Below are 7,258 nucleotides of genomic sequence, written 5' to 3'. Positions count from 1 at the left end.
AGCGAAAGCTCGCCCCGGATGGGAATCCAAGGCGAGCCCTCGGTAGCAGGTTGGCAGGGGGGAGGCTGAATCGATGGTCCGGTACGCCTATGCGGTGAAGTCGAATTCGCCGTCTTTGGCTCCGGCGAGGAAGGCGGTCCACTCGGCGCGGGTATAGACGATGGTGGCGCCCTCGGGGTGGCGGGAGTGGCGGACCGCGACCCGGCCCGAGCCGTCAGCCAACGGCCCGGCCTCAACACAGTTCCCCCCACCACTCTGGCTGCGGGTGCTGGTCCACCAGCGGATCCCGGACAGCTCTTGCGGGGTGAGGCGCTGCTCCGTGCTCATTGGTACTCCTTCAAATGTCTCGCGATCAGTTCAACCGACTTCTTCGGGCTGAGCGCCGATCGGTCAAGATCTTCCCACACGCTGAGGAAGCGAGTCGCCTTCGGTTCTTCAAGGTACAGCGAACCGGCCGTGGTCTCCACGTTCGCGACCGTAGGGTACGGCTCGGGGAGTTTGTAGAGCACAAATGTTCCATTCAGCCCGGCATGAGGACCGACCTCGGTCGGCGCGATCCGTATCGACACCCGGTCATCGGCGCTCAGCTCGAGCAGATGCCGAAGTTGCCCCCGCATGATCTCAGCGGAACCGACCATCCGGCTCAATGCGGATTCTTCCATCACCACACTGAGCCGAGGCGGGCGCTCGGAGCTGAAGATCTGCTGGCGTTCCATCCGGATGTCCACATGGCGCTCGATCTCTTCATGCGGCGTGTCGGGCTGCTCGATTCTGGTGATCACTGCCTCGGCGTATTCGCGGGTCTGCTGAAGACCGTGCACGACGAAGTGCTGATACGCCAAGATGTGGTCGGCATGGCTGTCCAGCCAGGGCACATCGATGAAGTCCTCGGTGAAGATGCTGCGGTGTTCGTCCCACCAGTCTTTTCGCCACGCCTCATCGCAGATCTCAAGAAGCCCGTCGCGGACCTTCTCGTCATCCACCCCGTACATGGTCAGCAAGCCGACGACATCGACACGCCGGAAGGGAAACTCCCCGCTCTCATAGCGGCCCAGCATTGTCGGGTCGCGCTGGATGTAGGAAGCGGCTTCGGGCTGGGTGATCTTGCGTTCTTTCCGCAGGTTACGCAGCTTTTCGCCTAGCCATTGCGAGCGGAGACTCGGCTGGGAACTGGACCTTGGCATCATGGCCTCCGAAGACTCGTCGATTCTCTGTTCATTGCAGGGTTGCAATGAGCTCGTGTATATGTCATGCTACCAAGCAAGCGTGAGAGGCCGATCACGGGACATCGGTGACGGGGTTCGCGGAGACGGGCGTTTCACGCCCTCCAGTAGAAGCCGGCCGGGGCGGGTCACAAGGTATGGCAGCCAGTGCCGCCCCGGCCTCTAGAAAATCGGAGGCAGAACATGTCTACGTCCGACCCCGCCATTGTCGCGCAGGCGACTGGCGATTCCAAACCGGTTCCGACACCGGCGCCGCCCATCGAACCGCAGACGTTCACCATCCGCTGCGCCGAATGCGACGCCGAACCCGGCAGCCACCTGCCGCACTGCCCCGGCGTCCTCGCCGCGGGCTACGACACCGCCGGGGTAGGGGCCTTTTCCTCGGTCGTCTACCCCGAAGCGGGAACGAGCTTCGGCAAACACGAATCCGCCTTCGGCGCGCTCCGCTTCTACTCGATGTGGGGCCCGGTCGAACTCCACCTCGCAGACGGCCGCACCTTCGGCATCGATGATCTGGCCGTCTGACAGTTCATGGCGAAGCGGGCCGGTCGATGTTCGTCGATGCTGTCGTAAGTTGACAATCCCGCAACATCGTCCCGGCCCGCTCGTTGATCCGTCTGGTCTTTCCTGACAAGACGGAGCGGGTGATCGTCTGGGAGGTCCAGTCGGAGTGGACGAAAGCGAAGTACTTCCGTCTTCCCGGGTATGTCGCCAGGATCTTCGAGGACTACCGGTGTCAGGTGGAACTGCTTATGATCTGCAAGACCGATGCCCTGGCCGAGCGGTACAGGGAGGGGATCCGGCTCGGCGATCACTCGGTGGTCATGCCGTCGGCGATCGGCCCCGGCGACCTGCTGCCGATCACCGAGCCCGAGAGTCGTGGCCAGAGCGCCCACAGGAGTGTGGCGACACTGCTGATGCAAGGCAAGCCGAACGACGAGTTCGAGACCACCAAAGTCGCAGCGGTGTTGGCCGACGGATTCGCTACGATCGACCCTGAGCAAGCGGGCGATTACGCATACATTCTGACCAGGGTCATAGGAGAGGAGTTCGAGGTGACGATGGAGGCGACGAAGAAAGGCACCGACCCGGAGTGGTGGGACCGATATGTGGCCAAGATGGCTGGCGAGGGTCGCCAGAAAGCCCTGGATGAGGGGCTCGATCGAGGCATGCGCACCGGTTTTCAGTTGGGTCGCGAGGATGGGCTGGAGAAGGGCAGGAATGCGCTGCTTCGGGCGTTGAACAGCCTCGGGATCGAAGTCGGCTCCGAGGCTCGGCAGCGAATCGAGACCTGTTCCGACCTGGAATCGCTTCTCTCCTGGATGGAACGCGCCCACAGCGTCCGCAGCGTGGACGAGCTGTTCGGGTAGCCCGTTGTTCGGTCGGGCCACCCCATGCCAGGGGGCGGCGCCGGGCGGAGGGTTCGAGGTGCGAGAGCCCGCCTCGGATCGTGGTCCTTGGCGGGCTCTCAGGTCGAATCGGCGGCGGGGTGACCGCCGGTGGGGTGATCGTCCGCTCGGTGTTCTTACTCAAGGGCTCCTTGGAGCTCCTTGTGGAGGGTCTCGGCTTCTTCGGGAGTCATCTCGACTACGAGTCGGCCGCCGCCTTCCAGTGGCACCCGCATGATGACTCCGCGGCCCTCCTGCGTAACCTCCAGCGGGCCATCACCGGTCCGCGGCTTCATGGCCGCCATATTCGTCTCCCCTCGATCCAAGGTCGCAGGTTGCGACACGACTTGCTAGATCAAGTTTCCCCGATGACGTGGGCCAGAGCCAACTCGCCCCTCCGCTTATGTGACAGACTTGCGGAGAAAATGCCCAAATGGGGCATTAATTCCGAGTGTGATTCTCCCTGGGTACAGCCTCAGTCCTCTTCTGGATCCTGTTCGTGCTCGGATCCGAGGAGGAACGAGACGCCCTCCAATTCGCTGCCGTACGGAGCGACGAACGTCGGCAATTCGGCCGGACCGAGCGACCGGATGTAGGACCAGAACTGGCGGACGGCCTCGGCCCGGTCGGCCGCCTCCACCGGGATCGTCAGGCTCACCAGCCAGTCCGAGCGACGCTCGGGCCGCGGCAGGGCCCGCACCAGCGCTTCCCACGCCTCGGGGTCCAGCGCGCTCCACCCCTCGGCGGCGGCCTCTGCCGTCTCGTGGAGCTTCTCGAGGCGCCGCCGGTAGGCCACCGACGCGTCGGAGACCGCGCCGAGCGCGAACACGCCACCGGGACCGGCCAGAGCCACCTCGTCGCCGTCGGCGGCCTCGCCGGGAGGCCCCTCCGCCGGATCCAGCGTGTCGACCTCGTAGGCCTGTTGCTCGGTGAAATCGTCCTCGTTCAGCACCAGCAGCCAATAACGCATGGCCCAATCCCACCACGTCATTCATCGGGATGCCGGGCTGACTCCAGTTCGGCTATGCGTTCGTCACGTCGGCCGATCTCCCAGGCCAGCCGCCGCAGGGCCGCGTCGACCTGATCGGTGCGGTATCCGCGCAGACCGGTGTCGAACCGGACCGCGCCCACGTCGGACTCGGTCACCGGCTCCTCGGCGTCGAAGGCCGGAGGCTCCTCGATGCTGTCGTCGCGCAGCGTGTCCTCGCCGGTGGCCCACACCACGATCGCGAAGGCGATCCAGACTCCGATGGCCGCCACAACGACCGCCAGCAGCCAACTCACGGGGGTTCCTCCAAGTCCTAGGCGAAGAACGCGAGATACGCGAACAAAGCCATTGTGACGACCGCCAACACCACGCCCAGACGCGGGTTGTGGGGGACGACCGGTTTGATCGGTTTGCCCGAACGGTCGTACATCGGCATGCGCGGCTTGTTGGCCGCACCCACCAGGAGGTAACCGACCAGGACCGCCATCACCGGAGGAAGGAACAGAACCCACCAGAGCGCGTCGCCGCCGCCGGAGGCGTTCAGCCACAGCACCTGGCCCAGCAGGCACAGCGCCAGGCAGCCGCCGTAGATCAGGAACTCGCGCACCACGTGGTGGGCCTTCGGCAGGAACGTCGGACGCTGGGCCGACCGCATCGTGGCGATCCGCGAGTCGGCCGCCTCCCGCAGCCGCACCCGCGCGTCGCGGATCAGCACCTCGAAGTCGTCGCCCTCGACCGGGGCGGGCGCCAGGTCGGGAACCGTGGTGCGCAGCGCCGAGCAGCCCTCGGCGAGTGAGGCGACCTCCTCGTCGAGCGAGCCGCGCAGGCCCTCGATCGCCTCCCGGCGCTGGGCCAGGCGCTTGGTGGCGCGCTCGGCGCTGGCCGAGGTGTCGGCGTCGAGCCGGGCCAGTTCGTGCACCAGCTCGTTGTAGGCGCTCAGTTCGCTCACCGCTGCTCCGCTCAGTACTCGTCGAGCCGTCCGGGCCGCACATACGGGACGGCGAGGGTCTGGGTGCCCGCGTGCCGGTCGATCACCAGGCAGCGGTTGGCGCGGGACTCCCAGCCGACGTTCGGGTCGCCGGTGACCGCGCCCAGGTCGGAGGCGGCGACGTTGAGCGCCACCAGGCCCGAGCAGTGCTCGCGGTTCGAGGTGCCGCCGATGTCGTCGAGGAAGCGGCGCGCCCCCCGCCACCAGCCGATGAGGTGGACGCCCTCGGCCGGGCCCTGCAACAGCAGCCGGCGCAGGGCGCCCGGTTTCCCGTCGGCCCCGTCGGCGCCGAACCACACCAGGTAGGTCGGGCGCTCCCGCTCGGCGGCGAGGATCTCGCCGGGGGCCAGGCGCGACACGGTATGGCCGCCCGCCTCCAGCGCCGCGGCCGCGCCGTCGGCGACGTCCTCGACTCCGGCCGCGGTCGAGGCGATATGGAACTCGACGCTCCCGGGCGGGTGCTGGCGGCCGAGCGAGGCCGCGGCGGCCGCCAGCACGTCGGCGGCGACCATCGACGTGCCCAGCGCGGCCAAATGGCGGCCGGGGCTGCGGTCGAACTGGTAGCCGACGGTCGTCACGCCCACGTCCACCGCCCGCCCCAGCAGCGCCCGCGGCGTCGCGCTCGGCCCGAGCGCGGCGTAGGAGGGATCGTCGGCCAGGTGCTGCTCGTCGAAGCCGCGGAAGACCACCGGTTCGACGTCGCTCTCGCGCCGCTCCCACAGGTTGCGCCGCAGCCCGGCCAGGAGCGGTTCGGCCCCCGAAGCGTCGGGGAAGGCGCAGGTGCGGTTGCGGCCGCGGATGCCGCCCGAGTCGTTGACGACCGCCTGCCCGACCGTGATCGCGTCCCCGGCGTCGTTGTCGTCGGCCAGCAGGTGCTTGGCGCCCGGCAGGGCCACCCGCAGCGGGAACTGGCCGAAGATCGAGTCCTTCTTGGCGTACAGGGCCTCGATCCCCGAGATCGTCTGCGAGGCCAGCACCAGGTGGACGCCGTAGGAGCGGCCCTTGCGGGCGAGCTCTTCGAGGTGGGCGACCGCCTCCCGGGCGAGCCGGTCATTCCCGGCGAACAAGACGTGGAACTCGTCGACCACCGCCACGATGCGCGGCAGCCGCACCTCTGGTCGCAGCTCGCGCAGCCGGGCCAGCCGCGTGGCCCCGGCGCGCTTCATCAGCGAGGCCCGGCGGGACAGCTCGGAGCGCAGCGCCTGGAGGACGGCCACGCCGTACTCGCGATCGGACTCGACGCCTACGGCCCTGACGTGCGGAATCCACGACTCGTCGACCGCGCTCGGGGTGAACTCGGTGAACGAGACGCCCTCCTTGAAGTCCAGGAGGTACAGCTCCAGCTCCTCGGGGGAGTAGCGGGTGGCCAGGCCGTAGAGGACGTCCAGGAGGAACACGGTCTTGCCGCCGCCGGTGCGGCCGCCGATCAGCCAGTGCGGGGTGGTGTCGTCGAAGGAGACGGTGACGTCCCCGCCGGGATCGCGGCCGATGACGGTGGACAGTCCCTCCCGACTGGACTCGGTCCACAGCTCGGCCGGAACCAGGTCGGACACGCTGAGCGTGGACGCCTCGCGGCGCAGGTCGGCGCGGGCGTCGAACACCTCGCGGGTCAGGCTCGGCGACGGAGTCGGGTCGAGGCGGACCGGCAGCGGCAGCTCCCCGACGCGGATCTCCTCGTCGCCGCAGCGAACGTACGAGGCGTGCTCCAGCGCGGGGAGCGACTCGGTCCCCAGGTGCTTCCGCCAGCCGCACACGACCAGGTGGCAGCGGGCGGCCGGGCCGGCGTGGGCGAGCGCGGCGATCCGCTCGCGGACGGCCTTGCCGACCTGCGGCGGGAATCCGGCGATGACGATCAAGTGGTAGGGCCGGGAGGCGATCGACTGGCCGCGGGCGGCGATGTCGCGGACCTCCTGGAGCCGCTTCTCAGCGGCGGTCAGGGCCCGCCCGAGCGAGAGGTGGTCGGTGGCGACCGGTTCGGCCAGGCCGGCGTCCACCAGGGGCGTGGCCGGCGAGAACACCTGGCCCAGCGTGACCCCGTCGATCAGGCTCAGCTCCAGGCCGGGATGGGCTGCGACCAGCCGCACCAGCAGGCTCTGGAGCATCCCGGCCACGCGGGGGTCGGCGGCGTCGGCGTCGACGGCGAGGTGCCCGCCGCCGAGGAGGTCCACCAGGGCCGGGAAGGCCGGTTCGCCTTCGAGTTCGGCGGTGCCGATGCGGGTCGCGCCCGCGCGGGGCTCATCGGACCGGACCGGGGTGCCCGGGTCCAGGCGGTGGAGCTCCTCGCCGAGCCAGCCGGTCGCGGCCGCTTCGGCGGCGGCCCGCAGCCGTTCGGCCAGTTCCCGGCGGCGGCGCGTGGTGTCGGTGACGGCGAGCTGCGATTCGGCTTCGGCCAGAAGGCGTTCGGCCCGATCGGCCGACCCGGAGACCTCGCGCAGGGCGCGGGCCGCGCGCTCCAATTCGGTCCGCCAGCTCAACATTGCCTCCAGAGCAAAGGGGTATCCGCCACGACACCACTTTATCGGCCGGGCCTCACCTGGCTTCCCAGAGGATGCCCCGGCCTTCAGGTCGGAGAGGAATGCGGGGCGATTGCTTGCTGGCTCTCGCAGTCTCACGAAGCGGGATCGCGAAGGGAGGGGTTGTCGTACCCGGTCGGTACGTTTTCGGGGTGCAT

At 68.5% G+C, this 7,258-nt stretch carries 9 protein-coding genes; 2 read left to right on the top strand and 7 right to left on the bottom strand.

The window, feature by feature from the left end:
* Positions 1-87 precede the first annotated feature (87 nt).
* Positions 88-327 (bottom strand): DUF397 domain-containing protein, encoded by a 240-nt coding sequence (locus JFB92_RS08470; protein WP_199036988.1) that lies wholly within the window; start codon positions 325-327, stop codon positions 88-90.
* A complete protein-coding gene (locus JFB92_RS08465) occupies positions 324-1,184 on the bottom strand; it encodes a helix-turn-helix domain-containing protein (RefSeq protein WP_199036986.1) in 861 nt (286 codons plus the stop codon). The genes JFB92_RS08470 and JFB92_RS08465 overlap by 4 nt, the downstream gene beginning before the upstream one ends.
* 222 nt (positions 1,185-1,406) lie before the next feature.
* Between JFB92_RS08465 and JFB92_RS08460 the strand changes: the two genes are divergently transcribed.
* Together JFB92_RS08460 and JFB92_RS08455 are read left to right on the top strand one after the other, a co-directional pair.
* The gene (locus JFB92_RS08460) at positions 1,407-1,748 is read left to right on the top strand and encodes a hypothetical protein (RefSeq protein WP_199036984.1); all 342 of its coding nucleotides are present in this window, start codon (positions 1,407-1,409) and stop codon (positions 1,746-1,748) included.
* An 83-nt stretch (positions 1,749-1,831) separates the two neighbouring features.
* Positions 1,832-2,593 (top strand): FliH/SctL family protein, encoded by a 762-nt coding sequence (locus JFB92_RS08455; RefSeq protein ID WP_199036982.1) that lies wholly within the window; start codon positions 1,832-1,834, stop codon positions 2,591-2,593.
* Between the two features lie 155 nt (positions 2,594-2,748).
* Here the strand turns inward: JFB92_RS08455 and JFB92_RS08450 are convergent, their stop codons facing one another.
* The 5 genes from JFB92_RS08450 to JFB92_RS08430 form a co-directional block, all read right to left on the bottom strand.
* Positions 2,749-2,916 carry a DUF3117 domain-containing protein gene (locus tag JFB92_RS08450; RefSeq protein ID WP_199036980.1) on the bottom strand — a complete coding sequence of 56 codons (168 nt, stop codon included), beginning with the start codon at positions 2,914-2,916 and terminating at the stop codon, positions 2,749-2,751.
* Positions 2,917-3,086: 170 nt separating this feature from the next.
* Entirely contained in the window at positions 3,087-3,581 is a 495-nt protein-coding gene (locus JFB92_RS25430) for a hypothetical protein (RefSeq protein ID WP_233162690.1), read from the bottom strand.
* Between the two features lie 17 nt (positions 3,582-3,598).
* Entirely contained in the window at positions 3,599-3,895 is a 297-nt protein-coding gene (locus JFB92_RS08440) for a DivIVA domain-containing protein (RefSeq protein WP_199036978.1), read from the bottom strand.
* A gap of 17 nt (positions 3,896-3,912) precedes the next feature.
* Positions 3,913-4,548, bottom strand: a complete 636-nt coding sequence (locus JFB92_RS08435) for a hypothetical protein (RefSeq protein ID WP_199036976.1) — start codon at positions 4,546-4,548, stop codon at positions 3,913-3,915.
* A gap of 11 nt (positions 4,549-4,559) precedes the next feature.
* The gene (locus JFB92_RS08430; RefSeq protein WP_199036974.1) at positions 4,560-7,061 is read right to left on the bottom strand and encodes an FtsK/SpoIIIE domain-containing protein; all 2,502 of its coding nucleotides are present in this window, start codon (positions 7,059-7,061) and stop codon (positions 4,560-4,562) included.
* Positions 7,062-7,258 lie beyond the last annotated feature (197 nt).

Source organism: Glycomyces salinus (assembly GCF_016428645.1).
Classification (GTDB): Bacteria; Actinomycetota; Actinomycetes; order Mycobacteriales; family Micromonosporaceae; genus Glycomyces; species Glycomyces salinus.
The sequence above is the reverse complement of the archived record's forward strand: the minus strand, read 5'-3'. Positions and strand labels throughout refer to the sequence as shown.

Coding starts and splice junctions, on each gene's coding strand:
- JFB92_RS08460 (WP_199036984.1), top strand. CDS start 1,407: ATGTCTACGTCCGACCCCGCCATTGTCGCGCAGGCGACTGGCGATTCC.
- JFB92_RS08450 (WP_199036980.1), bottom strand. CDS start 2,916: ATGGCGGCCATGAAGCCGCGGACCGGTGATGGCCCGCTGGAGGTTACG.
- JFB92_RS08465 (WP_199036986.1), bottom strand. CDS start 1,184: ATGCCAAGGTCCAGTTCCCAGCCGAGTCTCCGCTCGCAATGGCTAGGC.
- JFB92_RS25430 (WP_233162690.1), bottom strand. CDS start 3,581: ATGCGTTATTGGCTGCTGGTGCTGAACGAGGACGATTTCACCGAGCAA.
- JFB92_RS08470 (WP_199036988.1), bottom strand. CDS start 327: ATGAGCACGGAGCAGCGCCTCACCCCGCAAGAGCTGTCCGGGATCCGC.